The organism is Vibrio sp. 1151_11 (assembly GCF_029478525.1).
GTDB classification, from domain to species: Bacteria; Pseudomonadota; Gammaproteobacteria; order Enterobacterales; family Vibrionaceae; genus Vibrio; species Vibrio anguillarum.
This window is the reverse complement of record NZ_SHMN01000124.1, coordinates 1-321: the sequence shown is the minus strand read 5'-3', so window position 1 is coordinate 321 and position 321 is coordinate 1. Positions and strand designations below refer to the sequence as shown.

Genomic DNA, 321 nt, shown 5'->3' with positions numbered 1-321 from the left:
AAATCCTTAGAGAGTGGTGGGCGATACCGGGTTCGAACCAGTGACCCCCTGCTTGTAAGGCAGGTGCTCTCCCAACTGAGCTAATCGCCCACATGTTTTTTCACATTTCTTGTGGAAGAAATGGTGGAGCTAAGCAGGATCGAACTGCTGACCTCCTGCGTGCAAGGCAGGCGCTCTCCCAGCTGAGCTATAGCCCCACATGTTTTTTCACATTTCTTGTGGAAGAAATGGTGGGTCGTGCAGGATTCGAACCTGCGACCAATTGATTAAAAGTCAACTGCTCTACCAACTGAGCTAACGACCCCTTTACTTCACAACGGA

3 tRNA genes are annotated in these 321 nt (G+C 50.2%); all 3 read right to left on the bottom strand.

Annotated features, from left to right (window positions below):
* Window positions 1-14 precede the first annotated feature (14 nt).
* Window positions 15-90, bottom strand: a tRNA-Val gene (locus EXZ60_RS19055).
* 31 nt (window positions 91-121) lie between these two features.
* A tRNA-Ala gene (locus tag EXZ60_RS19050) sits at window positions 122-197 on the bottom strand.
* A gap of 31 nt (window positions 198-228) precedes the next feature.
* A tRNA-Lys gene (locus tag EXZ60_RS19045) sits at window positions 229-304 on the bottom strand.
* Between the last annotated feature and the right edge of the window lie 17 nt (window positions 305-321).